At 51.5% G+C, this 25,513-nt stretch carries 28 protein-coding genes, 1 pseudogene and 1 riboswitch; of the genes and pseudogenes, 22 read left to right on the top strand and 7 right to left on the bottom strand.

Going from position 1 to position 25,513, the window contains the following annotated elements:
* Window positions 1–53 precede the first annotated feature (53 nt).
* The gene (locus PEH01S_RS15675) at window positions 54–710 is read left to right on the top strand and encodes a hypothetical protein (protein ID WP_127486538.1); all 657 of its coding nucleotides are present in this window, start codon (window positions 54–56) and stop codon (window positions 708–710) included.
* Window positions 704–1,501, top strand: a complete 798-nt coding sequence (locus PEH01S_RS15680) for a metallophosphoesterase family protein (protein WP_127486540.1) — start codon at window positions 704–706, stop codon at window positions 1,499–1,501. The genes PEH01S_RS15675 and PEH01S_RS15680 overlap by 7 nt, the downstream gene beginning before the upstream one ends.
* Window positions 1,502–1,617: 116 nt before the next feature.
* On the opposite strand, the gene PEH01S_RS15685 is transcribed toward PEH01S_RS15680, so the two are convergent.
* Complete coding sequence (locus PEH01S_RS15685; RefSeq protein ID WP_127486542.1) at window positions 1,618–2,898, bottom strand: zf-HC2 domain-containing protein; 1,281 nt, start codon at window positions 2,896–2,898, stop codon at window positions 1,618–1,620.
* Window positions 2,885–3,373, bottom strand: coding sequence for an RNA polymerase sigma factor (locus tag PEH01S_RS15690; protein ID WP_127486544.1), 489 nt, complete (start codon window positions 3,371–3,373; stop codon window positions 2,885–2,887). Before PEH01S_RS15690 ends, PEH01S_RS15685 begins: the two co-directional genes overlap by 14 nt.
* 200 nt (window positions 3,374–3,573) lie before the next feature.
* Here PEH01S_RS15690 and PEH01S_RS15695 point away from each other — a divergent pair, with 200 nt between their 5' ends.
* From PEH01S_RS15695 to PEH01S_RS15715, 5 genes are all read left to right on the top strand, one after another.
* A complete protein-coding gene (locus PEH01S_RS15695) occupies window positions 3,574–4,269 on the top strand; it encodes a response regulator transcription factor (protein ID WP_127486546.1) in 696 nt (231 codons plus the stop codon).
* Window positions 4,270–4,273: 4 nt separating this feature from the next.
* On the top strand, window positions 4,274–5,746 hold the full coding sequence (locus PEH01S_RS15700) for a sensor histidine kinase (protein ID WP_025852347.1): 1,473 nt from the start codon (window positions 4,274–4,276) through the stop codon (window positions 5,744–5,746).
* Window positions 5,743–6,873, top strand: a complete 1,131-nt coding sequence (locus PEH01S_RS15705) for a hypothetical protein (RefSeq protein ID WP_127486548.1) — start codon at window positions 5,743–5,745, stop codon at window positions 6,871–6,873. The genes PEH01S_RS15700 and PEH01S_RS15705 overlap by 4 nt, the downstream gene beginning before the upstream one ends.
* 164 nt (window positions 6,874–7,037) lie before the next feature.
* Window positions 7,038–7,793, top strand: a complete 756-nt coding sequence (locus PEH01S_RS15710) for a polysaccharide deacetylase family protein (RefSeq protein WP_025852351.1) — start codon at window positions 7,038–7,040, stop codon at window positions 7,791–7,793.
* A 17-nt stretch (window positions 7,794–7,810) separates the two neighbouring features.
* Window positions 7,811–9,190 (top strand): ABC transporter substrate-binding protein, encoded by a 1,380-nt coding sequence (locus PEH01S_RS15715; protein WP_246062937.1) that lies wholly within the window; start codon window positions 7,811–7,813, stop codon window positions 9,188–9,190.
* Window positions 9,191–9,296: 106 nt separating this feature from the next.
* Here the strand turns inward: PEH01S_RS15715 and PEH01S_RS15720 are convergent, their stop codons facing one another.
* Window positions 9,297–9,812: a tyrosine-type recombinase/integrase gene (locus tag PEH01S_RS15720; protein ID WP_246062938.1), complete on the bottom strand. Its 516-nt coding sequence runs from the start codon at window positions 9,810–9,812 to the stop codon at window positions 9,297–9,299.
* 120 nt (window positions 9,813–9,932) lie between these two features.
* Between PEH01S_RS15720 and PEH01S_RS15725 the strand changes: the two genes are divergently transcribed.
* The 3 genes from PEH01S_RS15725 (at window position 9,933) to PEH01S_RS35435 (ending at window position 11,623) form a co-directional block, all read left to right on the top strand.
* Window positions 9,933–10,469, top strand: coding sequence for a hypothetical protein (locus PEH01S_RS15725; RefSeq protein ID WP_127486553.1), 537 nt, complete (start codon window positions 9,933–9,935; stop codon window positions 10,467–10,469).
* Window positions 10,470–10,554: 85 nt separating this feature from the next.
* Window positions 10,555–11,127 (top strand): phage holin family protein, encoded by a 573-nt coding sequence (locus PEH01S_RS15730; RefSeq protein ID WP_246062939.1) that lies wholly within the window; start codon window positions 10,555–10,557, stop codon window positions 11,125–11,127.
* A gap of 43 nt (window positions 11,128–11,170) precedes the next feature.
* On the top strand, window positions 11,171–11,623 hold the full coding sequence (locus PEH01S_RS35435; protein ID WP_326057092.1) for a glucosaminidase domain-containing protein: 453 nt from the start codon (window positions 11,171–11,173) through the stop codon (window positions 11,621–11,623).
* Window positions 11,624–11,853: 230 nt separating this feature from the next.
* Here the strand turns inward: PEH01S_RS35435 and PEH01S_RS15740 are convergent, their stop codons facing one another.
* Window positions 11,854–12,600 (bottom strand): hypothetical protein, encoded by a 747-nt coding sequence (locus PEH01S_RS15740; RefSeq protein ID WP_127486555.1) that lies wholly within the window; start codon window positions 12,598–12,600, stop codon window positions 11,854–11,856.
* Window positions 12,601–12,936: 336 nt separating this feature from the next.
* On the opposite strand from PEH01S_RS15740, the gene PEH01S_RS15745 reads away from it, so the two are divergent.
* Together PEH01S_RS15745 and PEH01S_RS34620 are read left to right on the top strand one after the other, a co-directional pair.
* A complete protein-coding gene (locus PEH01S_RS15745; protein ID WP_127486557.1) occupies window positions 12,937–13,965 on the top strand; it encodes a DNA-binding protein in 1,029 nt (342 codons plus the stop codon).
* Complete coding sequence (locus PEH01S_RS34620; protein WP_164827867.1) at window positions 13,962–14,102, top strand: hypothetical protein; 141 nt, start codon at window positions 13,962–13,964, stop codon at window positions 14,100–14,102. The genes PEH01S_RS15745 and PEH01S_RS34620 overlap by 4 nt, the downstream gene beginning before the upstream one ends.
* A gap of 61 nt (window positions 14,103–14,163) precedes the next feature.
* On the opposite strand, the pseudogene PEH01S_RS15750 reads toward PEH01S_RS34620, so the two are convergent.
* Both PEH01S_RS15750 and PEH01S_RS15755 read right to left on the bottom strand, forming a co-directional pair.
* Window positions 14,164–15,014 (bottom strand): annotated as a pseudogene (locus PEH01S_RS15750) (ATP-dependent DNA ligase).
* Between the two features lie 147 nt (window positions 15,015–15,161).
* Entirely contained in the window at window positions 15,162–15,458 is a 297-nt protein-coding gene (locus PEH01S_RS15755) for a hypothetical protein (RefSeq protein ID WP_127486559.1), read from the bottom strand.
* Window positions 15,459–15,735: 277 nt separating this feature from the next.
* Here PEH01S_RS15755 and PEH01S_RS34625 point away from each other — a divergent pair, with 277 nt between their 5' ends.
* The 8 genes from PEH01S_RS34625 (at window position 15,736) to PEH01S_RS15795 (ending at window position 21,696) form a co-directional block, all read left to right on the top strand.
* Window positions 15,736–15,879: a hypothetical protein gene (locus PEH01S_RS34625; protein WP_164827869.1), complete on the top strand. Its 144-nt coding sequence runs from the start codon at window positions 15,736–15,738 to the stop codon at window positions 15,877–15,879.
* 436 nt (window positions 15,880–16,315) lie between these two features.
* Window positions 16,316–16,570, top strand: coding sequence for a hypothetical protein (locus PEH01S_RS15765; RefSeq protein ID WP_127486561.1), 255 nt, complete (start codon window positions 16,316–16,318; stop codon window positions 16,568–16,570).
* A 307-nt stretch (window positions 16,571–16,877) separates the two neighbouring features.
* Window positions 16,878–17,468 carry a prolipoprotein diacylglyceryl transferase gene (locus PEH01S_RS15770; protein ID WP_127486563.1) on the top strand — a complete coding sequence of 197 codons (591 nt, stop codon included), beginning with the start codon at window positions 16,878–16,880 and terminating at the stop codon, window positions 17,466–17,468.
* Window positions 17,469–17,483: 15 nt separating this feature from the next.
* Entirely contained in the window at window positions 17,484–18,062 is a 579-nt protein-coding gene (locus PEH01S_RS15775) for an extracellular solute-binding protein (protein WP_127486565.1), read from the top strand.
* Window positions 18,026–18,721: an extracellular solute-binding protein gene (locus PEH01S_RS15780; protein WP_127486567.1), complete on the top strand. Its 696-nt coding sequence runs from the start codon at window positions 18,026–18,028 to the stop codon at window positions 18,719–18,721. The genes PEH01S_RS15775 and PEH01S_RS15780 overlap by 37 nt, the downstream gene beginning before the upstream one ends.
* Before the next feature lie 58 nt (window positions 18,722–18,779).
* Window positions 18,780–19,649, top strand: coding sequence for a carbohydrate ABC transporter permease (locus PEH01S_RS15785; protein ID WP_127486569.1), 870 nt, complete (start codon window positions 18,780–18,782; stop codon window positions 19,647–19,649).
* Complete coding sequence (locus PEH01S_RS15790) at window positions 19,646–20,536, top strand: carbohydrate ABC transporter permease (protein ID WP_127486571.1); 891 nt, start codon at window positions 19,646–19,648, stop codon at window positions 20,534–20,536. Before PEH01S_RS15785 ends, PEH01S_RS15790 begins: the two co-directional genes overlap by 4 nt.
* A 14-nt stretch (window positions 20,537–20,550) precedes the next feature.
* Window positions 20,551–21,696, top strand: coding sequence for an efflux RND transporter periplasmic adaptor subunit (locus PEH01S_RS15795; RefSeq protein ID WP_164827871.1), 1,146 nt, complete (start codon window positions 20,551–20,553; stop codon window positions 21,694–21,696).
* A 60-nt stretch (window positions 21,697–21,756) separates the two neighbouring features.
* Here the strand turns inward: PEH01S_RS15795 and PEH01S_RS15800 are convergent, their stop codons facing one another.
* A complete protein-coding gene (locus tag PEH01S_RS15800; RefSeq protein ID WP_025852367.1) occupies window positions 21,757–23,469 on the bottom strand; it encodes a methyl-accepting chemotaxis protein in 1,713 nt (570 codons plus the stop codon).
* 75 nt (window positions 23,470–23,544) lie between these two features.
* Window positions 23,545–23,632, bottom strand: a riboswitch (cyclic di-GMP riboswitch).
* A gap of 327 nt (window positions 23,633–23,959) precedes the next feature.
* Between PEH01S_RS15800 and PEH01S_RS15805 the strand changes: the two genes are divergently transcribed.
* Together PEH01S_RS15805 and PEH01S_RS15810 are read left to right on the top strand one after the other, a co-directional pair.
* On the top strand, window positions 23,960–24,946 hold the full coding sequence (locus PEH01S_RS15805; RefSeq protein WP_127486577.1) for a BMP family protein: 987 nt from the start codon (window positions 23,960–23,962) through the stop codon (window positions 24,944–24,946).
* Between the two features lie 387 nt (window positions 24,947–25,333).
* The gene (locus PEH01S_RS15810) at window positions 25,334–25,513 is read left to right on the top strand and encodes a hypothetical protein (RefSeq protein WP_127486579.1); all 180 of its coding nucleotides are present in this window, start codon (window positions 25,334–25,336) and stop codon (window positions 25,511–25,513) included.

Consider the following 25,513-nt stretch of genomic DNA (forward strand, 5'->3'; position numbering starts at 1 on the left):
AATGGTACATGTTCCGCACTTTACCGAACTTATGCTGAAAGAAGGGGATCGAGATGGCATCACGGACTGTTTTGCCGGCGCCGGATGATTTAAAGCGGCGCTTGCTGACTCTTGCGGCGTTGAACGTAATCTTATGTCCGGAAGAATGGCTCCGGTATCATACGTTTATTCCGAATTGGGCGCCAAACGTCTCGCTTGCGAAAATCGACAACGGCGCCGGAGACCACTTGTACGTTTTATTTGCGCCGGAGGGTGTCCTAATAAAAGGGTTCGATCACGAATCCGAGCTAAGCCCGCACGCCGGAGACGAGTATGCGGTATGGCCGGGAATCTACGACGGAGCGCCGGAAGCTTTGCTGGCTTTCCTTGAGGATGAAGCGCTGGAGAAAGAAGACGTAACCTTCTGCATATGGCGCGAAACCGGCGACTCGCGGTGGAGATCGGGGGAGGTACGGATACCGGAAGGCGCAGACGACGGCTCGGATTTTTTGCTTGGAACGATCTGCGAAACACCGGAGGACTATGCGGACTGGGCGGAAGGCTACTTCGACAGGCCGGTTCCGGCCGAGCCCGTCAAAGCTTTGTATGCGGCCCCCGCGATCCGCGTCGAGGCGATCCGTTCCCTGAATCCGGAACGAAACGTGGAGGAGGCTCTTCGGGAGCTTGATGCTTTAGGAATTACGGTGACGGACCGGGAGAGGTTATGTTGAGGATCGAATCGCTTGGCGCAGACCCCGTAGAACGCTTCGCCTATCGGACCGCGACCGGCTCGGGCGGTATTGCGGAAGTACAGCTGCCGGTGTACGTGGGGCAGATGACCTCTTTGCCGTCGTCGGTCGACGCGCTCATCGTGACCTCCGATTTGCAGGGCATGATGCGAACCGCGGACGGGAAGGACGTCATGCTCGGCGAAAGGCTCCCCGACGATTTGTCGGTGCTGATCGGGATCGAATGGCCGGATATTGCTCCCGACCGGGTCGGCGTTCTGCTATGCGGCGATCTGTATGGCGATCTCCGGCGGGGAGGCAGCGGCGATCCGACCGGCGTATGGCTTGCATTCGGCGAAACGTTTCGTTGGGTCGTCGGTGTGGCCGGCAATCACGATCTGATGGCCGATGCCGAGAAGCGGGAGCTATCCCGCCGAAGCAACATCTGTCTGATCGACCGGCCGGGAATCGCCGAATTCGGCGGCGCGGCATGGGGCGGTCTCGGAGGCGTGATCGGCAGACCGGACAAGCCGAACCGGATGGCGGAAGCGGACTACCTGCAAGCCTTGCGCAAGCTGCTTCACAAGCAGCCCCATGCGCTGCTGCTTCACCAAAGCCCGGATGTGCCGGAGCGGGGATGCGCAGGAAGCCCCGAGATTCGCGCTGTATTGGAGAGCGGGCCGGAAGCGCTTGTGTTCTGCGGCCACTCTCATTGGAACGATCCGCTCGCTTGCCTGCCCGGCGGAACGCAGGTCTTGAATGTCGATGCCAAGGTGTGCATCTTTACAAGATAGGGCGGAGGCAGACGGAGGAATAGAAAGCGAATATAAGCAAACTGAGACACCGGCCACATCGGGCCGGTGTCCCAGTTCTCCCACCTGCATGGAAACTCCCGGGCGGTCCGGCCCGGTTAAGGCTGTTCCTTTTGCCGCTCCGGATCGAACGCCCGGTAGCTGCCCGCCAGATCCTGCTCCGTCGTCAGCTTGGTCAGCTCTACGGTTTGAATGTTCCCGCCGGGGTCCATCGCTTTTATTTCGACACTGTGATAATTCAGCTTCCGCTCTTGCAGCATACGCAGAATGGCTGCGCTTTTGGCCAAAAACGCTTCCTTCGGCAGCTTCTCGTATCTTGCATCGGACGCGCCGAAATGAATCTCGAAGCGGAGCTTCCCGCTCTCGCTAAACCGCAGCCTCTCCGCTTTGTCCAGTTTGTCGGGAGACAGATAGTAGAAGTTGGCGTTCAGTGCGTCCTTCGTAATCTCCAGCTTGGCTTGCGGCGACGCATGCACGGTGAGCGAAGGCACCGGATCGACCGCTGCGGCGATCACGGTTTTCAAATCGTCGCTGCGTTCCTCGCCAAATTGGTTATCCAGCTTAAATTTGTACTCGTCGGTCACGCTGCCGTCCCGGTAAAAGCCTATGCTCGCCGTCTGCCGCACGCCGTTCATCACAAACTCGAACTTCCCGTAATGCAGCTTATCTTTGAAGCTGAAGAACACTTTCTTGAAGTCGAGCGTCCCTTTTTCATACGTCCGGCTGACGTAATCGTTTGTTCGAAGCAGCGCCTGCATATATCCGACGGGGTTGCCCCAGAAGGAGAAATAACCGGCGCAGGCCGCGAAAAGGATCACCGCTCCAAGTGACATATATCCCGCTTTGGCCGCCATTTTCGCCTGCCTGAGCCCTTGCTTTACCAGCAGCGCCGCCCCGACGCCGACCGCCCCGTTCACAAGAGCGAGCACGGTAAAGAACGGAATATAGCTGGAATTGTGTTCGCTTAACAATCCGCCGAGCAAGCCGAACGGAATCGTTGATGCAACAATCGGCAGCGAACGGGAGTAGTATAAACGGCACACGAACGGGGTGAGGATCAGGAACGGAATCGTCGACAGAAAATGAACCTCCGCACCGCTGATGATGCAGGCCATCAGCATGGCTACAAGCACGCTGGCCAGCTTGATCCTGCGCTGGTATTTGCCGAGCTGCGCGGCCAGCTCCTCAACCTGCCGCTTCTTGTCCGGCTCGGGCCGGTTCTGTTCGTGGCTCTCGTAATCCTTCTTCATCGTTTCGTAGCAGCGGCGGCACTCCTCGCATTCCGCGATATGCCGCTCCACGAGCGCAGCGCTTTCCTCGCTCGCAAGCCCCTCCACATGGAGCGGCATTAAATCCTTTACGAGACTACATGTGTTCATCCTCGCCGTACTCCTTTCTCAGCTTTTCTTTCATCCGGTAAAAATTAACGCGGCAGTACGTTTCGGTCCGGTCGGTCAACTGGGCAATTTCCTTAAAAGAAAGCCCGTGAAGCAGCCGCAGCCCCATGATTTCGCGATGGGGCGGATCGAGCCGGTCCAACCGCTCCAGAATCTGCTCGGCCAGCACCTTGTCGCTAAAATCCGTATGGGCGGCCAGCTCCGAGCCGGGAGAATCGTCCAGCGAAAGCTGAATTTTGTTTTTTCTCAGGCTCCGGTACAGCTGATGCTTGGCGATGCCGAACAGCCACGTTTTGAGCGAAGAACCGCCCTTGAAGCTGTCCATATGCCGGAGCGCTTCGAGGAACGTATTTTGGATGATGTCGTCGACATGGTCGGGGTTCGGGTACCGGGTAACCAGGAAGCGGTACAAATCGTCGTAATAAAGCAGATAGATCTTCGTTATCGGATCATACATTAACGCACCTTCTTGTCGGCTGGGTTTCTAAAAGCGCTCTTTCTTATTAGTGCCGGCAAGCCCCGTTTTCGTTACAGCCGTCCTATCCAAAATTGTAAAAGAGCCCGTACGGTTTGTCAGCCCAATGCCGCGCTTTTCACGATGAACTGGATCGTAAGCCCTGCGGTGTGCTACCATGTCGGTAGAATGGGGTGGACAAGATGGACAAAGTGAAAATTTTAATTATTGAAGACGAAGAAGCGATCGCGGACCTGCTGGCCTACGGCTTGAATAAAGAAGGCTTTCTTACGGCGAGCGCCCATACCGGAGCGGACGGGCTTAAGGCCATCGAGCAATTCCAGCCGGATCTGCTGCTGCTCGATTGGATGCTCCCGGACGTCAGCGGGCTCGATATATGCAAAAAGGTAACGGAAACCCGGAACATTCCGATCATCATGCTGACGGCCAAATCGGACATTACGGACAAAATTGTCGGTTTGGAGTTTGGCGCTGACGATTATATTACCAAGCCGTTTGACCTCCGGGAAGTGATCGCGCGCATCCGGACGATCCTCCGGAGAATGACGCAGGCCCATAAGCCTGCGGAGGAGCAGGCCGACGAGCCGGTCCGCTTCAAAAATATTGAAATCACCGAAAGCGAACGGCTGGTCCGGAAAAATAACGAGATCGTCGAGCTGACGCCCAAGGAATTCGATCTTTTGATGACGCTGTACCGGCACCGGGGCAAAATTTTTACCCGGACGGAGCTGCTGGACTTCGTGTGGGGCTACGAATATGTCGGCGATACGCGAACGGTCGATATTCATATCCAACGGCTGCGCAAAAAGCTGGAGGCGGGCGACGTGATCGTAACCGTGTTTGGCGTAGGGTACAAATTTGACAAACAGGTGGATTGATGGCATGATCCCGACTCCGACCATCAAAGTAAAATTTTTATTGGGTCTCTTTGTTATTTTTACCGCCTCGTTTTTGCTGCTTAACCACTTTATCGTCCAGATTATCGAGACCAGCAACGAGAAAATCATGACCCAGGACTTGATCGGGCTCAAGAAAAACAGCAGCGTCTATGTGAAGCAGGCTTTTATGATCAATCATTTCGGCAACGACGAGATCTATTTCCGGCAAATGGCCAGTGACGTCGTGGAAGAGCTTCGGCAGGTCACTTCCAGCGAGATTAGCGCTTACGGCGTGAACGGAGAGCTGATCTATGCATCGGGGAACTGGAAGGAACCAAGTAAGGCGGGCGACGATCTGAACCATGCCTTGAAGGGCAAAACTTCTTACACGATCAACTACACGGACAGCACGGCCGAAGCTTACTACTCGTACCCGGTCGTCATCGACGGGAAAAAAGTAGGGATTTTGCGCTTTGCCAAAGACTTCTCCTTGCTGTATGAGCAAAGTCGGCATATTTTGGATGTTATTTCGTACGTTACCATCGCCATCTTCGCCGCTGCGTTTATCTTTTCATATATTTTATCGCGAAACATCACAATCCCGATCGTCAAGCTGACCAAAGCTTCCACGGAGGTGGCGAACGGCAATCTGGATATCCGCCTCTCGTTCCGAAGGAAGGACGAGATCGGCCAGTTGGCGGATAACTTTCGTACGATGATCGAGAAGATCAAGGCCCAGATCGGGCGTATCCAAAAGGACCGGGACCGCTTGGAGGAATTGAACCGCCATCGGAAGCAGTTTTTCGACAATGTGACGCATGAACTAAAAACGCCGCTGACGTCCATCCTGGGGTATGCCCAAATGATTAAGGAGAACGGGCAAACCGACGAGGCCTTTTTTGACAAAGGCATGAACCATATCGTCGACGAAAGCAAGCGGCTCCATGATATGGTGGTCAAATTATTGGAGCTTTCCAAGGAAACGTCCGGCCAGGAAGCGTTTGAGCCCGTGTTGGCCGGGCAGTTGTTTCAAGACGTCTGCGAGGGCATGAAATTCAAAGCCGAGCGATACCGGAAAACGATTCGCTGCGAGGCGGAGGAAGGGCTGTGGGTGGAGGGAAGCGAGCCCAAATTAAGGCAGTTGTTCATCAATATTATCGATAATGCGATTAAGTACGGCTTTGCGCATACGGATATTTTGGTGAAGGCGCAGCTTGTCTCCGGCCGCGTGCACATGACGGTTACGAATCAAGGGCAGGACATCCGTCCGGAGGATTTGGCGAAAATTTTCGAGCCGTTCTACCGGGCCGATATGCGGAAGTCCAAAGAGATGGGCAGCTGCGGCTTGGGGCTTAGCATCTGCAAAGCGATTGTCGACGACCATCAGGGGAGTATCGGGATCCGAAGCGCCAATCAGGAAACGCGCGTAGCGATTGAACTCCCTTATACGAAGCCGAAGAGAGGACATGCAGAATGAAACGGATATTCCTGTGGGCGGCGGCGTATGTTCTGCTGGCCGTTATCGTCACCGGCTGTACGGGGGCGCTGAAATCGAAGACCGTTATTATTCCCGACGCGGAGGAAAGCCGCGAGCCGCAGAGCTTGAGCGAGACCTTTGAAGTGAACAAAATTTATAAGCTGCCGGAGAACGAGGATGGCGAGCTGTTCGGCTGGACCGACAAGGAACACGTTCTTGGCTATTTTGGTAAAAGAGGCCAGGAGCAAAGCTTCGAGGAGTTGGACTACGAATTCAAGACACGGCAGCCTTTGCCGGATATCCATGGATTCGTGCACGGCGTCAAAGTATCTGCGGACGGAGCGTATGCTTCGTTTTCCGTTCAGACCGGCGGCAAAGAGAAATTAATGCTGCTTCGTTTGGCGGATCAAAAGCAAACCGTTCTGCGGGAGTGGGCCAACAAAGAGAGAGTTGTCGTGACGGGACAGATGTCGTGGTCGAATAACGGGCGTTATGTCTCCTTTGTGCAAGAGAACGGGAATCAGGAGGCTGTCATTGCCGTTTATGACGTGACGCGCCAGGAGACGAAGGAATTCAAGTTCACCGGGAAAACAACGGAGAACGATCACATTTACTCCGTCCAGGTTTCGGATGACGGGGCAAGCGCGTTAATTTTTAAAATAGCTGTCCGTCAGCCATATATCGTTTTCGGTTCATTTCAAGGCGATGCTTTCGTAAGCCAGTATGAGCATCCCGTAAGCAGCGAGGGAAACGGCGATTTTGTAAATGACGATCAAATCGTTTTTGTCGGGGAGGAAGGTTCGTTAACGTTATTCGACCGCCGGAATGCGAAGATAACGACTTTGCTTGAACGAAGCGGCGTGTTTCAGCTCTCGCGCGACCGCAAATATATCGCCTACTCCAAAGGCCGCGAAAATTTGTACGTGGCTAAGCTGCAAGGAAACAATATTATGAACGAAAAAGAAATCTACAAGGGAATCGTTCCCGAGCAAATCGAGTGGAGTCCGGACAACCGGAGGATGCTGCTGACCGGCAGGAAATGGTATGAGCCCCGTCCTTCCGCCAGCGTTCCGATTGTCGCCCCTTTTACCCAGAACAACTCCCTGTTTATCATCGAATTTAAGTGAAGCGTCCCTGTGTCTTGCTTTGCAAGATACAGGGATTTTTTGTTGAAAAATTGTCTTTTTTGGCTGCACAGTTACAACTTGTTTACAAGTTGGAGAAGTTTTGGTAACAACGTTGACTTATAACTAGGTTCAGGGAAACAACTTTCATAGAAAGGTAGAACGAGATGAAGAGGACAAGACGACTGCTGCGTTTGCGGATCGGTATCGTTGTACTCGCGATACTGTCCGGCTATTTCATCGCCGATGCGATGCTCCCCCAGACGGAGGCGAAAATAAGAGAGGTGAAGGGAGAGCAAATTCAGAGTCAAGCGAACCCGAAGCCGCCGAAAAAGGAGAAGCAGGTCGCATTGACCTTTGACGACGGACCGGATGCGAAATATACCGTCAAAATTTTGGATATCTTGAAAAAGCATAAAGCGAAAGCTACTTTTTTTGTCGTCGGCTATCAGGCGGAGAAACACCCGGACGTTCTGTCCCGCATCGTCAAAGAAGGGCATGCGCTGGGGAATCATACGTGGAGCCACAAGGATCTGACCAAGCTGAGCGGGCAGCAAATCACCAATGAAATCGTCAAGCTGAACAAGGTGATCCAAAACGCAACGGGCGAGGTCCCCAAGTATGTCCGGACGCCTTACGGCGCGGTCTCCAAAAAAGTGACCGAGGCCATCGAACAGACCGGTCAGCACAATGTGCTGTGGAATGTCGATACGCGCGATTGGGCCGGAGCGACGCCGGAGGACATGCTGAAGAACGTCAAGGCGAATCTAAAGCCCGGAGGCATCATTCTGATGCACAGCTTTGGCGGCAAAAAGGGCGATCTGAGCAATACGATCGAATTGCTGCCCAGGATGATCGAGGAATTGCAGGAAGAAGGCTACTCGTTTGTGACGGTAGCGGAATTGAAATCCAAAAGCTCTTAACAGGAGGGAGCAGAAATATGAGAAAAGCTTTGCTAAGCCTAAGCGGCAGTTTATTCATGTTGGCGGTAACGGCTTGCAGCGCCGGTGGAGGCCCTGGAGGAACGGCGCAGCCGGAGGGTGGGCCGAAGAAGAACGAAGCGCAAGCGGAAACCGCAAGCAAGACCGCCGAAGCCGCTCAGACGCAGGGAGGCAAAAAGACGGTTGTGCTCTCGACGTTTTTTGAGGACGATTTTTTCAAGGACGCGAAGCGCAAATATGAGGAAAAGCACCCGAATATCGAGATCCAGCTTCACTATGTCCCGACGGACGACAGTCGCGGCGAGGAGAATCTGGAAAACTATATTAAAAAGACAAACACGCAAATGTTATCCGGGAAAGGGCCGGATCTGGTGGAGATGGACCGATTGCCTATGGATACCTACGTGAATAAGAAAGTGCTTGCCAATTTGAGCGACATGATGGAGAAGGACCCCGAGTTCAAGAAGGATCAATATTTTCAAAACATCTTGGATGGGATCAAGCTGAACGGCAGCGTCTACGGGATGCCGACCAATTTCTTCTTGTACGGTCTTGTCGGGGACGAAGAGGCGATCCGGAAAACGGGGGTGACCTTCGACGACGCCCGTTGGACCTGGAGCGAATTCAGCGAGACCGCCAAAGCGCTGGCGAAAAAAGGGGATCAGCGGTATGGTTTTATGAGCTATCCCGCCGGACTGTTAAATGAGATGGTGAAAAATAATTTTTCCTTGTATGTTGATCAGGTCAACCGGAAAGCCAGCTTCCAATCCGAGCCCTTTATCAACTTAATGAAGCAAGTGAAATCGATGTTTGACGAGAAGGTCGTGGCGGAAGAGCCGCGCCAAGCGTATTTCAGAATGACGGATATCACCTCGCCCGCGGATTATATTTTGACGCCGAAGGAAATTTTCGATCAACCCAAGCTGTATTCCAGACCGAAGGGAGAAGGCCAAAAAGCCGGAGGTTTTTTCCGGACTTACCGGACGATGGGCATAAACGAGAAATCCGCCGTGAAGAAGGAAGCCTGGGATTTTATCAAATTTCTGATGTCCGAGGAGATGCAGCCTTCACCGGAACGAGCCGGTTTTCCTCTGAACAAAGCCGTATTTCAGAAGCAGGTGAAGCAATTGCTTCAAACCGGAACCGTCAAGGCTCACGAGGAAGGACCGCTGAAGGGCAAGACGTTCCAAGTCACCGAAGCGGATCTTCAGGGATTGGAGCAGCATCTGTCGGGGGCTGTCTATCAGGTGGCGTTCAAGCCTTCCAAGCTGGAAGACATTATTGTCAAAGAATCGGAAGCTTTCTTCAAGGGCCAAAAGTCCGCGGAGGACGTGGCGAAGCTGATTCAAAACCGGGCGACGACTTTCTTGGATGAATGAGAATCGGAAACATTTTGTTTACAACTCGGAGAATTCAGGAGAGGAGGTGCTTGTGTGGAGTGAACTTTCGGGGATTTTACGATTGATCAATTACCCACACTGAATTTTATGAGCTCATGATCATTTCAAATCGATCCGGAATAGCCTTGCGCTGCTCCGCAGTCACATGAAGATAGATGCGCTTGGTTATTTCATCGTTTTTATGACCGAGCCGTTCCTGAATTACAGCCAACTGCTCCCCAGCCTCAGCCAAAAGAGTGACATGGGTATGCCGTAAGCTGTGGGGAGTGAGATTTTTCGGGAGTCCGGCTAGTTTAACATATTTGGTAAACCTGTCCCAAACCCATTTAGCACTGGCAGGATAACCGGGCTTATAGATGCTAAAGAAAATAAAATCTGAATTATGAACAACTTCACCGTTCTTGATTTTTTGTTCTCTCCAAGCCAGTTGAGATTTGAGCGCTTTTATAACGCTATCTCCTATTGATACCTTGCGGATCGAAGCTTCATTTGGATTGAGAAGCAGATCGATGTGGTGACGTTGGTCGGGAATGCCCCAAACGTCACTGCGGTCATTGACGGGTCGCTCGTATATGCAACCGTTGCGCAGCTGAACGCGCATATCAACGACAAAAATCACCCCCATGTCGTGACGAAATCACAGGTAGGGCCTGGAAATGTCGAAAATTACGGCATAGCAACACAACAACAGGCTGAAGCTGGGACGGATGGAGCCTCCTATATGACGCCAGAACGAACCAAGCAAGCGATCGATAAGTTTGCGCCAGTCAAAAGCGTGGCCGGAAAAACGGGTGCTGTCTCCTTGGAGAAAAGCGATGTCGGCCTTGGCAATGTCGAGAATTTTGGCATTGCATCGCAGGGTGAGGCAGAGGCGGGAACGGCCAACGACAAATATATGCCCCGCTTCGCACCGCTCAGGCGATCAGTTAGCTCCGTCATCAAGTCGCGGAACAACTTATTATGGCTCCTGACTTCAAAACCATATTGTCAGTTACGCCGACTCCAGATTAAGATGGTGGGCGTGTCTGTATATTTTCGCGTGGAAACAGGTGTACCTGTTGTATCAGTCAGAATAAAATACACAGACTACACAGCAGGTGGCACTATACAGTATTTAGACCTAATGCCATCAAAGGAATTCGCTATAGGAAGCTATACTCTTCCTGTAACATATGTTCTTTGTAAGTCTGGTCCAATCGATGTTCAAGTGTCGGCAAGTACGTCAAGTCGAGTTTATGAATTCTGCCGTTATTATTGAGTAAAAGCCGCATATGTAATGTACGGCCCCGGTCCGATCGGGGTTATTTTTATGCCCAAAAATAGGGCAGAGAGGGGTATATAACGTGGACAAATCAACGGTCTTCAAAACAGGCTTCGGCGTCGTCGGCGCCTTCATCTCATGGGTCGTCGGCGGGCTCGGCCTCGCCTTCACGATCCTGCTGGGCCTTATGCTGCTGGACTACGCGACCGGGCTGATGGTCGGTTACGTGAAAAAGGAGCTTAGCAGCCGGGTCGGAATCACCGGGCTTTTCCGAAAAACATACGTCATCATCCTCGTGGGCTGCGTGTACATGATCGAGGTCTCGGTGCTCAAGTCGAACGGGGTGATCGGGGACGGCGTTGTCATGGCGTACAGCGTGATCGAATTCCTTAGCATTGTGGAGAACGGCGGGAAGCTCGGCGTCCCGCTCGGCCCACTGGCAAACGTCATTTCCGCGGTGAAAGGGAAAGGCGGGGAGAACCGATGGCAAGAGAAGAATTCGTCGCAAAGGTCGCGTCGGTCGCCGTGCAGCTGCGGAAGGAAGGATCTCCGATCTTTCCTTCTGTCCGGATCGCTCAGGCTTTGCTTGAGACTGGCGGAAAAAACCACGCATGGAATAACTCGTAGGGTACAAAGTCGGCAGCGGCCAGCCTAACGGCTTTTAGAAAGGAAAATCGGTAAATACAAAAACGTGGCAAGTGTACAACGGCGTTCGGGTAGATGGCGTACAAGCCCATTGGCGGGCCTATGACTGCATCGAAGATTGTTTCAGGGATCAGGATTTACTTTTCAATTGGAGCCGGTACGACCGCGTACGTGCAGCTCAGACACCGCAGGAGCAGACGGAGATGCTGCGTGTGTGCGGCTATGCGACCGATCCGGATTATACCAAGAAGCTACGCGGGCTAATTGCAAGTTATGCCCTCGAACAATACGACAAGGAGGCGGAGGAGCCTATGCTTGATGCAGGGGTAGCGAATACAGTTATCGATACTTGGATGAGTCCGGCATGGAAGGAGCTGGACGCCAAGCGGCAGGAGGCAGAGCAGCGCGGAGACGGCACCGCGGCCGCAGCGTATGAGCAGCAGGCTGATTATATTCATTGGCTCGCAAATGAGCTGCGGAAGGCGTCGGGACAGCCGATGACATAATTTAAGGAGCAAGGGTCACACCGCAATATATGCAATAGTGACCCTTGCTTTGTTTCTAGCGTTTTCTCTTAAAATTAATTACTAATGCCAAGGTAGCAAGGGGGCCGATAATAAGAGAAATAAAAAACCAGTATAATCCATTAAGGTTCTTGCTTTGGGCGAGCCCTGTGTTTACAAGCGCAAGTGAAACCCAGTATAGAAAATGATATTCTATCCTTAGCACCTCCTAATTATTGTAAAGTGGGGGTACTATCACTATACCATATTTGTTGCCAAGTGCCTCTATAGAGATTATTTAAGGCGGGGGTATTTCCTTCAAATTTTGCATAGCCAACACGGCCATCCCCTTTTAAATAGGCGATCATAGTATATTCTATGAAGCCTCCAGCGGCGGTTAATTTTGCTGTCCAATTCTGTCTGCTGTATGCCTCGGTACCAGAGATTTCCTTGGATGCCGCTCCATTCTCGCTGATTATTACCCCGGGGTTGTAATTTCGATGTGCTCCACTTGCATCAACAACTTTTGTCACATTTTTGGTGGTAAGATCAAAGCGATAAGTAAGTGTGATATAAAACGATGTTATGCTAATCCCCCATATAGTTGAATCCCATTGAGCGCTTAAGGTATTGGGTAGATCGGTGACGAATGTGGTTTTTTTCGTTTCTACAGGTACGCCTTCAATCATGACAGTCTGATTTTTAAGCTCCAATGTCTTCCCAATCTCAGGAGATTGAAGAACTTTTACAAATCTTTCTTGATCGTGAGCAGAAAGCTTTTTGAATTTTTCCAATACTTCAGTTGCGCCGGGATCAGTCTTTTGTTTCTCCGTCAAATATTCCACATACCCGGAAACGGTTAAGGAGTTGCTTTGACTAGGGGCAGCAGATGCAACAGTGGAAAACGTCGCTAAAATAATGCATACAACGAGCGACCAAAGAGTTACTTTTTTGAAAGCATTCGTCATTGATAAAGTCATTCAAACCGCTCCTTCAAAAAATATATTGAACAATGGTCGGCCGACATATTGTTCGCCTAAAAAATACCATAGATACCAATATATTTTATATGGGACAAAATTACTTTTTTCTAAGTAATTAGTAGTACTAGATTTAGCGATATTGATAGGAATTATCTAAAATTGATTGTAAAAATATGTCTTAATTTGCGTTTTACTGTCGAATTTCGATGCTTTGCTCTTGTTTTTCTCTATTTTTTGATGATGTTAACGTAAAATCATACAAAAGTATATATTGCGTGCAAAATCTCCCACATGTAATATTATGGTATAAAAAGAAGGGAGTGTTTGGGGTAAATGACAAATGTTAGCGGGTTCGAGGCGGGAATGAAAGATCAATTTTTTTCTGTGGCAGAATGTCTTTTCAAGGATGAGAAAAAAATGGAAGCGGTGCCCTTGTATCGCTATGTCATTGAACGGGAAACAGATCATAATGATCCGACCTGCGTTCTCTGTCAATATCGGTTATTTCAATGCCTCGTTGGAATTAGTTCGGACGGAAATAAGGAAGCATTAGAACGGTTTGAGCCGTTTTACGGTCGCTTACCCGAAGATTATCGTCTGGACGCGCTCCTTTTGATGGCTAATGTTTGTTACTCATTAAGTGAGTGGAGAAAGGTAGAACGTTACGGAAATGAATTGCATAAGTTATCTCAAAATGTGTATGAAAAATTAATAAATGAAAAAAATGTTAAAAACCTACAAACCGAGAGGCATTTAGTGGTATATTATGGTCATGGGTTACGCATCAAGAGCTTTATTTCATCTCTACAGGGGCGCTACGAAGAAGCAAAAAAATACGTATATGAGTATTCCAACCTTGGATGGTTTGAATTCCTTGACGAAACGGGAAAGAAGGAGGTTGAAAAGTTTCGAACTTGGGGCAAAGGGAACATGTATGCCCTCGAACTGAAAACTGGAAACGTAAAAGTAATCCAAGAGTACGTAGACTACGTTGAAAAACAAAATGAAATTCTTCCCGGCGCTTTAAACATTATTGAGTCAGCAAACGCCTTCAATTTTTATGTGGACGAGGCGCTAGAAAGATTAATTCCAAAAATCCCCCCTGTTAATTCTGATGTAACCTATTTAGACGGCAACCAGTTATTTCAGTTTTGGTATGAAAAGTCAGTATACAGCTTTAAACGTAAAAGATTTGTCACTGGGATTGAAGAATTGTTATATGCCCTATATTTGGCGCATAAAATGAAGTATTATCTGGGATTTGAAAAATGCGTTTCATTGTATCGGGAATATAGCGATTATGCGACGGAGCAACAAAAGTGGAGTTACAAACATATCGTTGAGGGAGTGTTTGACTCATGAAAAAAGCATTCATATCTTTTTTGATGATGGGGTTGGTAATTTTAGGAGGAACAGCTTTTGATCATCACGGTTGGGAAAAAAAGCAAACGGAGAACTCGCCTATTTCTGCCTTTGATCATCATGGTTGGGGCGGTTAATATGGAAGTTATAAAGGTCCCGGCCAGTATCGAACTGGTCAGGGACTTTTCCTTTGCTCAGTCATAATATAAATTCTACGAACGTTGGTGCGCGAAGCAGTCCCGCCTTCGTCCAATTCCGCATTTTCACCCTCGCTTTTAGTCGCGGCTCCAGGTATACGAAGTTTCGGTCTTCGTGAGTTTTCAAACGGTCCTTCACACTATAGAACGCGGCCCGATGCTGCGGCGTCACTCCGAGTTCGATCACGCCAGCCTGACGTAGCTTACCCCCGCTCCCCGGTACCGAAGCCAGCCAGCCGAATTCCGCTTTACGGTAGCCTGTTATGGTCACGTCCACATACGTCCAGTTAATGATCTTCAGCCAAGCGTCGGACCGACCACTGACATATATGGATTCCGCCCGTTTAGCGACGATCCCCTCCATTTGGCGTGCCTCGATTTCGTTGAATAGGCGCTCGCCTTCTGTCGGTATTGACGGTATGACGGAAATGCACGGGTTCTAGGGACGCCAGAATTTCCTTTCGCCTATACAACGGTAGCGCCGTCAAGTCCACGCCGTTCAACCGCAGGATATCGAACGCGACGTAATTCACTGGACGGGACTCCGCCGCCCGCCGTATCCGGTCCGCCTTCCGGAGCGAGAAACGTTCCATGACGGCCTCGAAGTCAATCGCGCCGGTGTTGTCCGTCGCCGCGACCTCGCCGTCGAGAATGACATCGTCGAGCGCTATGCCGTGACAATTCCGGGTACTGACAGGTGCAATCGGTTTGGTGGCGCGTGTATAGCCGAGTCTGACCGGTGCCGATCCGCGTCATAATGAGCCGGTGGCCGTCTATTTTCGGCTCGAAAACGTAGTCAGCGTGCGAAAACGGGCGCGGTGCGGTTTGCAGCAGCATCGGGGGAATGAACATACGAACACCTCGTTTCTACCGTCATTGTAACGGATTCATGAGCGTCGTGGGCACGGTAAGTAGTGGGAAAATGTACATTGAGAATTTCGGGGAATAGGCGTATAATGAGAACGCACTTTCGCATACTCCAAGGGGTGACTCGATGAATTACGTACCCGCATGTTCAGGAAGCGGCGGATTCAGCCTGTAACCCATCGGATCGCCAGCCTCTGCGCCGTTAAGCACTTCTATCTGGTATCCATTGTGCTTGTAGACTGTTATCCACTCCTTCACCTCTCCCCCTTCAGCGGGCCTAATAATGCCGCCGATAGACTTTTCGCATTCGAACTTTGCCCTCCAAAGCAAGTCAAAATTTCCCCATTCATCGGGTCGAATAACCGTATGAAGGACTAGAGTCTTTTCGAGCATTTCGACTGTCCAATTATTCTTTTTTGAGAAGTCCATTTTAAGCGCACCCCGCTTGCGTTCGGACGGCGTTATTTGAAGGGGCCGAAGCCCCCTGAATTATTTCTGTGCCTCTAGGATCGCCTCCGCGAGCTCGAGACCGTAGCTTACGCCCTTGCAAATTCCTGCCCGACTTCGTCGGTCCGTTCCGATGCTTCGGCACTCCAAAATTGTTGAAGGAATTTTAAGTCACTTATGATCTTCCGCTCTTCGGCCATGGCCTACCTCCGCGAATTGTGATAGTATTGGGAAAGAGAATGCTTTAGGAGGGCTAACGATGATCCCCAAAATCATTGAGTACAAGATCGAGGGAAATGTGCTGTACCCTTTAGTTTATATGGATTTATCCCTCTTGATTGACGACTACGATTCGATTATGCTTAATGTGAAGCAGCGTGTGAGGCGGAAGAGGAGGGCCTAACCTCCTCTTCCTGTTACTTATCGACGACGCTTGCTTTGTGTCATTCGGAGGTGCAGGTCATATGCCCGCTGCTCCTCTGGTGTGAGGCTGAATCGGCTCAGGATCTCGGCCTCGCGCTTCCGGAACACCTCCCGTGGGATAGCCCCAGTGCCATCTGGTTGCGTGCTACCCGCAGGAGGTGTTCGCATTTTGTTCACATATAATAAATGAAAACAAATGTTCCTATTTTGAGGCGGACACAGTGGAAAAGCAAAAGCTTCGATATGTTGGCCGACAGGTTGAATCATCTACCTTGGGAATGATGGCAGCGTGACACAGCGAAGGATTGCAGTACGGTCGGTTGAACGAGGCAGGGTTAAAGCGTTTTGTCTCCAGCGGCAAGCGCCGCGAGTGTTCAAACTGGAGAATATCCTTGCCGTACAACAGGTGGTGCATCATGCTGGCTGATATCGAGCGAATGCTGTTACGGATCATAGCGAATTATTCGGCCATTAGGCACCGCACGCTTTCTATAGCGGAACTGAGCACGAAAAAAGGGAGAAAACGGGAGGATCTTTTGAACGTACTGGCGGAGCTGGCGAAGGAAGGATACATTTCTTGGACTCCGGCAGATCCTGACCGGATCACATTGCTTCAGGCGTGGGAACGAGAGGACAGGTGGATCGGGAGGCAGGTGTACGGCTCAAGGTGAAAATTTATAAAAAAGTCCCGCCAGTTCATATACTGGTTAGGGACTTTTTTCGCGTTATGCAACTCTAATTCCAGAATATCGTTTCCCACAAATTTCCCACAAAATAGGTGTCAAACTCTGGTCATCCGTGTCCTATGTTGTCCACCACCAGAGCCTGAGAACCCGCTATTTTGCTGGATTTTGTACCTCGTTGTCCGTCGTTGTCCAACTCGGAAACATTTTGTTTACAATTCGGAGAAGTTTTCGTTACATCTTCCATTTATAACTGGGAATAGACATGGACAACAACAAAGGAGTGAAAGACAAAATGAAAAAAACAGGAGTTATACTGCTCAGCTTTGCATTTATCGCGACGTTGGCCGCTTGCAGCAGCGAGGGCGGCAAGCAAGACATTACGGGAGGCAGCGCTGCAAATCAGACGAAGAGCGGGCAGCAGGAAGGCTCATCGACGGAGAGCAAGACGTCGACCGAGAGCAAGACGCTGTCCGAGGATCAAACATCCACTACGGATAAGACGGCCGCCGGGGATAAAGGGACGAACGACGAGAAAGCAACGGCAGGCGGTACGGCAGTTGTGGATAGCGCATCGGCCGGAGGTGGAGCGTCAGGAGCGTCTCCGGATGCGAAGGCGCCGACGGAAAGCAAAGGAACGACGGAGAAGCGGGCTTCCGCAGACAGCAAGACTTCTCCAAGAGCAGCGGAGTCGCAGAGAACTGTGGTTTCTCCGGAACCGGCGCCGTCATCAGATAGAAAGGCGGCGTCCGAACGCAAGTCATCGTCTGAATCCGGGCCGGTGAGGGGCGGAAGAGCGCCGGTGGAAGCCGCGCCATCCGGCAACGACAACGCGCCGGCAGGCTCCGCGCCTACGAGAGAAGCCCAGCTTGTGCCGTCGTCGTAAAAAGGAGGTAGCTTTGTGAACAAAGCATTGCCGCTCGTGCTCGGCTGCACGCTAACGCTAACTCTTGCCGCTTGCAGCGGCGGTGTGGTCGGTCGCGGAGAGGGGCGCGCGAAAGACGCGAGTCAGCCCTCCGCCACCGCGCAAGAAGCGGGAAATCCGTCTGCTAAGGGCGGCAAAAAGACCGTGGTGCTGGCCACCTCGGGCAGCTCGGATTATTTCACAGCCGCCAAAAAGAAATACGAGGAGAAGCATCCGAATATCGAGATCCGGATTAAAGACTATCGCGGTGAAGGGAGGCTGGACGAACAGCAATACGAGAAAATCATCGCCAGGATGAACACGGAGCTGTTATCCGGCAAAGAGGCGGCCGATCTCATCGTATTGGACCCGTTTCCCGTAAGCAAATACGTCAACAAAAAAATGCTGGCCAACCTGAGCGAAATGATGGAGAAGGACCTGTCGTTCCCGAAAGATCAAGTGTACGGCAACCTTCTGGACGGCCTCAAGCTGAACGGCAGCCTTTATTATATGCCGATGTCCTTCTATATGGGTTTTCTGTGGAAGACAACTACTCTGCGTTGGTGGATGAGGTAAACCGCAAGGCCGATTTCGAGTCCGGGGCTTTTACCGGTATGCTTCAGCGGGTGAAAACGTTATTTGATGAAAACGTCTTTACGGAACAAAATGAAGGCGTTGAAGGCTATTTCAGTTACCGAGCCCAGATCGGATCGTTGAAGGATTATTTCAGCTTTCCGGTGCAGTATCATGAGAAGGGAAAGCTGTATCAACGGCCCGTTCCGGACGGGAACCGTACCGGAGCTTATTTCTCCACATTTTACGACCTCGGCGTTTACGACAAATCTCCGGTGAAGCCGGAAGCATGGGATTTTATCAAGTTTCTGTTGTCCGAAGAGATGCAGGAGCTCACCAATACACAGGACCGGGACGAATCTTATTTGGGCTTTCCGATGAACAAAGCGGTGCTTGAGCGGCAGCTGAAGCGGCTTCAGCAAGACGGCAAGTTCGAAGCGGAAGTCGAATCTCAAAAGTTCAAAACGATCAAAGTCTCGGAAGCGGACATCCAAGTGCTCAAGCAAACCATTTCCTCGGCGAATAAACTTCGTTCGAAGAAGAGCTCCAAGATCGAGGATGTGATTACGGAGGAGTCCAAAGCATTTTTTACCGGACAAAAAACAGCCGAAGCGGTAGCCAAGCTGATCCAAAATAAGGTCACGACGTACTTGAACGAATGAAAGGGCATGGACGCGGGGGGCGTAATGGGCTTTCCCGCGTTTTTGCATGGAGACCGGCATGAAAATTTCCGCATTCCTCAACAAAGACACGGTACTGGCTCTGCTGTTCCTTGCGCCGAGCGTGAGCGGGTTTGCTCTCTTTTATGCGATCCCGTTCGCGATGGGGCTCGTTTATTCCTTTACGGACGGCACGATGGACGGAAATTTTGCTGGTTTTGCCAATTATCAGGCGCTGCTGGCCAGCGGTTCGTTTCGGAAGGCCGCGTGGAATACCGCGCTCTTTACCTTCGTCAGCGTACCGCTGATGGTGACCGCATCTTTAGGGCTGGCGCAGTTGTTGAACGAAAACGTGTTTTTCCGTCAATGGCTGAGAACATCCTACATTTTACCGCTTGTCGTGCCGGTCGCCTCGATCGTGCTGATCTGGCAAATCGGCTTCGACTGGAACGGCACGGTCAACGAGTGGCTGCATCGCTTCGGGATGCAGCGGATCGACTGGATGAAATCGGAATGGGCCATCGTTGTCATCACGGTGATTTATGTATGGAAGAACATCGGATATAACATGATTTTGTTTTTGGCGGGGGTTCAAGCGATTCCCGAAAGCTATTATGAAATCGCCCGTCTCGAAGGGGCGGGTCCATTCGCGAAGCTGCGGATTACTCTTGTTTATTTAATACCGACGATGTTTTTCGTCGTCCTGATGTCGATTATGAACTCGTTCAAAGTGTTCAGGGAATCGTATTTGCTGGCAGGCGGTTACCCGCACGACAGCATTTATATGCTCCAGCATTACATGAACAATATGTTTCTTTCGCTCGATATTCAAAAGCTGACAGCCGCAGCAAGCCTGATGGTCGGCTGTATTATGATCATCGCGCTTAGCTTATTCAGGATGGAGCGCGGTTTTCGGAGGTTCATGGAATGAAGCTGGGGGAGAAGAAAGCGGCGCTGCTGCGAACATGGCTGATGACCTTCGTGCTGCTCGTCCTTGCTCTGGTGATGCTGTTCCCCATTGGGATTACCTTTACGAATTCGCTCATGACGGAGCGCGAGATCCGGATTAACTACGATTTGGTCGGAAAGATGCTGGACGCGGATTCCGGGAGACAGCACGAATTTGTCAATTTAAAGCTCATACCCGACTGGGTATCGCTTGAGCAATTTGACAAAGTGCTTGTCCAGTCTCCGAAGTTTTTGTTCTTGTTTTGGAACTCCGTGCTCATGGTCGTGCCGATCGTATTCGGACAAACGGCCGTTGCCGCCTTGGCGGCCTATGCTTTCGCCATGCTTCGGTTTCCCGGCAGGGACGCGTTGTTTCTTATTTATATTATGGCGATGCTGATGCCGTTTCAGGTGACACTGGTACCTAACTATATCATGGCCGACGAGCTCGGCATCCTGAACAGCGCCGCCGCCATTATTTTGCCGGGCGTGTTCGCGACCTACGGCGTATTCCTGCTGCGGCAGTTCATGCTGCACATCCCCGCTCCGCTGCTCGAAGCCGCCCGGCTGGACGGGGCGGGAGCCGGAAGGATCTTCTTCACGATCGTTCTGCCGCTGGTGAAGCCGGGACTGGCTGCCCTGACGGTCTTGTTGTTTGTGGATTACTGGAACATGGTCGAGCAGCCGCTTATTTTTTTGGATGATCCGCTCCGGCATCCGTTATCCGTCTATTTGGCGAGCATTCAGGAGGGAGCACGGGGCGTAGGCTTTGCTGCTTCGTTGCTCTACATGAGCCCGGTTGTTCTGCTGTTTCTGTATGCGGAATCTTATTTTGTCAGAGGAATCCAGTCATCCGGCATTAAAGGATAGGAGAGATGCATACGGTGGAGCCGCAAGGGATGGAGCTGGCGGAGGCTCGGAAAAAACGAAAATTGGTGGCGGTATCGGGGGTATTCTTCGGTCTGCTGCTTGTGCTCACGTTATTCAGCAATACGCTGCAGGCGATCACGCTGCCCAAGGTACGGACGGAAACGCCGGTTAAGGGAAAGCTGGTGCATAGCATCGAAGCGAGCGGCACGCTAAAGCCGGTGGAGGAAGCCGAGTTAAAGAACGAGACCGGCTGGAAGGTGAAGGCCGTTCATGTGAAGGCGGGGGATGCCGTCGTCAAGGATCAGCCGTTGATTACGTATGACAGCAAACCGGCGGAGCGGCAAATTGCGGATGAGCAAACTGCCTTAAAGCAGCAAAAGCTGCAGCTGGAAGGGCTGTTCGAAAGCTTCGTCGAAGTGAACCGGAACGGGGACTCCACGGCGATCGGCAAGGCCAAGCGGGACATCGAATCGCGGCAGCTCGACATTGATGTCCGTGAGCGCAAGATTCAGGCTTTACAAGAAGACTTGGCGGCCCAGCGTCAAATTATAGCTCCGTTTGATGGAATCGTCACAAGCGTCCGCGCGACCGAGGGGCTTCCTTCTACGCCGGGCCAGTCGGTTGTCCGCGTGTCCAATGCGAGCCGGGGCTACGGCATGTCCGTGCCGGTGGCGGCCGATCTCGCAGCGCTTCTGTCCGTCGGGGAAAAGATCGAGGTGGAGGTGAAGGACCAAACGGTCCAAGTGATGGAAGGCCGGATTGTGGAAATCGCCGATACGCAAATGGAGCTGGCCGGTGGCGCAGGGGAGAAGCAAGATGCACCTCCGGTCATGAAAACGATCCGCATTGCCGTTCAGGGCGAAGGCCTGAAAGGAGGGGAGCGGGCGGCTATCCGGCTGCTAAAATCGGTGTCTGCTGACGAGCAGCTTTTGATTTCGAACGAGGCCATCCACAAGGATCGCGAGGGGAAATTCGTTTATGTGATCGAAGAGAGGAAGGGCCCGCTCGGCAACGGCTTTTATGTGCGCAAGAGCTATATTCGGACCGCCGATGCGAACACGAATCAGAGCGCTGTCCGGGAAGGCATCTTTCCGACCGATCAAGTCATCGTCGAAAGCAGCGAGCCTTTGCAGGCGGGGAACCGGGTACGGCTGCAATAACGGGAAAGGCCCCTCCGCTAATGTGAAGCAGAAGGGCCTTTTTGTGACTGAGGCAGAGGGCTAGCTCTTAAACCGCAGCGTAATGTCATGCATTTCTTGAGCCATCTTCGTCAGCGCATTGACGGCATCCGATATTTCCTCCATCGTGGCGAGCTGCTCTTCCGAAGCGGCGGCTACGCTCTCCGTCTTCGAGAAGGCGGCTTCCGAGATGCTCTTCATCTGATGGAGGGAAGCCGTGATCTGCTCGGTACCGGCCGACATTTCCTCCGAAGCGGCAGATACCTCTTGCATTTGATTGGCCACTTCTTGAACCGCAACCAAGATGTTGCGGAAGGCTTCTCCGGCTTCCTTCATGACGACCGTGCCGTTCTCGACTTCCCGGCTTCCTTTGTCCATCGCCACGACCGCTGTCTTGGTCTCGCTTTGAATCTGCTTAATGATGCCGGAAATTTGCTCGGCCGATTGGCGCGATTGCTCGGCCAGCTTCCGCACCTCGTCTGCCACGACGGCGAAGCCCCGCCCGTGCTCTCCGGCTCTTGCCGCTTCGATAGCGGCATTGAGGGCAAGCAGATTCGTTTGTGCGGAAATATCCGTAATCACGTCGACGATCTGTCCGATCTCTTGGGAGCGGATTCCCAATTGATGGACCATCTGGGCGGATTCGCTGACCGACGTGCGGATCAAGTCCATCTGGGACACCGCATTTTGGATCGATGTATTGCCTTCTGCGGCTTCTCTGGAAGCCTCTACGGACATCGCGGAGACGCTGCTGGAAAATTCGGCGATCCGGTTAATGCCGGTTGCCATTTCCTCCATGGCCCGAACGCTTTCCGCCGTGCTTTGATATTGTTGATCGGCGCCGCCGGCAATTTCTTGAATTGCTTGCACCACCTGGTTGGTCGATTGGGCGGATTGTTCGGAGCTGGCAAGCAATTGCTCCGAGCTGGCGGACAAATTTTGCGCTTCCATGCTAATCTTTACGATAAGCGCTCTCAGACCGGCAATCATCCCGTTAAAATCGCTGGTAAGCAGACCGATTTCGTCTCGGGACCGATAGGTGCCGCTGACCGTCAGATCGCCGTCTTGCGCTTGGGCCATCAATTGTTGAATGTGGCGGATCGGGCGAGTGATCATGCTTGCTATGCCATAGCCGATCAACGAACAAAGCAGCACGGCCAATAAAGTTACGACGACGATAACCGTCGTAGCGAATTTGGAGCTTTGAATGCTTTTCTCGTAGAACGCTTTCGCGTCTTCTTCGTTGTATTTGACGACATTTTCCAGATTCTTGATCATCTCGGCGCGGATCGGCTTGAAGGAGGTGACGTATTCTTTATACGCCTCTTCTTTTTGGTTTGCGACCGCGAACGCGTCGACTTTTTTCTTGGCTTCGTTATTTTTCGGGATCAAATTGATAAAGGCCTGATACTGCTCCTGCGCCCGCTCCGATAATGGAAGCTGCTCCAGCTGCTTGCGCACCGCTTGGTTTTTGTCCCGCGTTTGGGCAATTTGCTGCTGGATTTGCTTGATGAACGCTTCGTCCTTGGTGAGCAGCATTTCAAGCTGCAGGGAATCCATCTGGGAGTTGCCGAACAGCAAAGCTTCGACAAGAGTGTTGGGAACCAACTTCTCCTCGTACATGGCGCGCGCGTTGTTCCCCATCGTATTCATGACCACGTAACCGGTAATGCCGATAACCAGCAGAAATACGATCGCGAGGCCGAGCAGCCCCAAAATTTTGGTGCGGATTTTTACATTTTGTAGAAACAGCATCTCCCAAGCATCCTCCATGGCGTTAAAGTGGAATAAAAAAGCCATCCCGAAAAAAAGGATGGACGGATCCCAAATTTCGGCGGCCCGGCTGCCGTAGATTGAATCTCTCCGTAGGCCCGTGGCTTTGCGTCCTTTTCTTTCGAAAAGTTTGCCATTGTCGTATTTTGTCGCATTATGGATGTGTAGCTTTCCGCCAAAGTATAATATAGCCCTGCGGAAAAGACAAGACTTTTTAACTAAACCCAAATGCTTACACCCGGACGAGGCAGGAATCCATTGATAGGATTAATGTCGTATGAAAATGGAAATTAATACCTGTTTTCGGCTGATATCACGGACTTTCGACATAGAAAAATATTTTTCGTCATGGTTTGACAAAAATCGAAGTCTGGTTTATTCTCGGTTGTGTCCGGACAAAACATTTTTTGGAATGAGGGAAAGCATCTTGAGAAAACTTCTTTCAAAACTGGCTTTGTCGAGTTTAGCCATCATGATCCTCATATTTTCATCCGGCTTCTCAAGTGCGGAGGCCAGCAATGAGCACGCGAAGAAACAGAAAAAGCTTAAAGTTGCTTTGCTGCTGCCCGGTCCTGCCAATGACGGAGGCTTTATGGAATCCGCTTACCGCGGACTGATGAAAGCGAAGGAAGACTTCCGCCTGAAAGCGACCTATGTGGACAATGTCCCGCACGATACGGCGAAAATTGCCGACGAGCTGCGCAAGCTGGCCAAGAAGAAGCCCGATATGATCATCGCCCATGCCGGGCAAAGCTCGGAAGCCGTAAAGTTGGTCTCCAAGGAATTCCCGAAAATTAAATTTGTAAATACGCAAACGAACCTGACTGGCGATAACCTGTCCAGCTACCAAGTGAAGCAGGAAGAATCCGCATGGCTTGCCGGTGCTGCCGCAGGGCTGCTGACCAAATCCAATGTCGTGTCGCATATTTCCGGCGCGCGGGTAACTCCCGGATTTCATGGGCGTGCCGCATTTGCCGGGGGCTTGAAATACACGAATCCGAATGCAACGTTCCTGACCACCTTCACCGGCAACCAGGACGATGCCGCTTTGGCTAAAAAAGTCGCGCAAGCGCAAATCGCTGCCGGCTCGGATATGATCTTCACGATGTTGAACGTCGCCCGTTCGGGCGTGACGGAAGCCGCGCGCGATAATGGCGTGTTCCAATTCGGCAACGTCCGCGATTATTATGCGGATGCGCCCGACGTCTTCATTGGCTCCGCGGTTTCCGATGCCAGCTTCACGGTATACGGCGCAATCAAGGATCTGGCCGAAGGCAACTGGAAGCCGAACAACGTCGTGAAGATCGGACTCGAAAATCCGGATGCGGTCCGTCTGGCGCTTGCTCCAACCGTTCCGCAGGAAGTGAAGGACAAGATCGCCGAATTTACGGAGAAAATCAAATCCGGTGAAATTGTAATTCCTTCGCAATATACGGGGCCTGACTTTGAAGTAAAATAAACGTGCCACATGGAAACAAGCACTGCGGTATTTACTTACTGCCGGGTGCTTGTTTTTTTTGTGATGAAACTTACAATCCGTTCCTAAAACTAACATTTTACTGGGGAGCGGCCGATAAAAGGTAGAGTTCGTTTTCGGGCAAACTTAACGTTACAATTGCATAGGAGGAGAGGGCATGGGGGACTTCCGGGCGCTTCAAATTTCAAGGGCATCTGTCCGCTGCTTGCGGACGCGCGATTACCCTGTCGTGTCCGACCGGGACGAGCAGCATGAGCATAGCGTGCATGATCTGAAGATCATTCAAGAGATTTACCGGCTCTTGCCGGATCGGAAGAGATTTGCCGCTATCTGGCTTCGGATGATATGTTTATTCAGGAAACAGCCATTGTGTTTATAAGGGATAGAAATTACACGCCGGCGGCCCGCATCTTGTTCGAGGTTGCCCAAACCGGGATGCCTAACGGCAGGATGGCAGCGATCTCCGCGCTGAAGCAATTCCGTACGGAGGAAAGCAAACGGCTTCTGAAGGAATTGGAAGCGCTGCTGCCCGAACATTATTTTACGTAG

Origin of the sequence: Paenibacillus ehimensis NBRC 15659, from assembly GCF_004000785.1 — a bacterium.
Lineage (GTDB): Bacteria > Bacillota > Bacilli > Paenibacillales > NBRC-103111 > Paenibacillus_G > Paenibacillus_G ehimensis.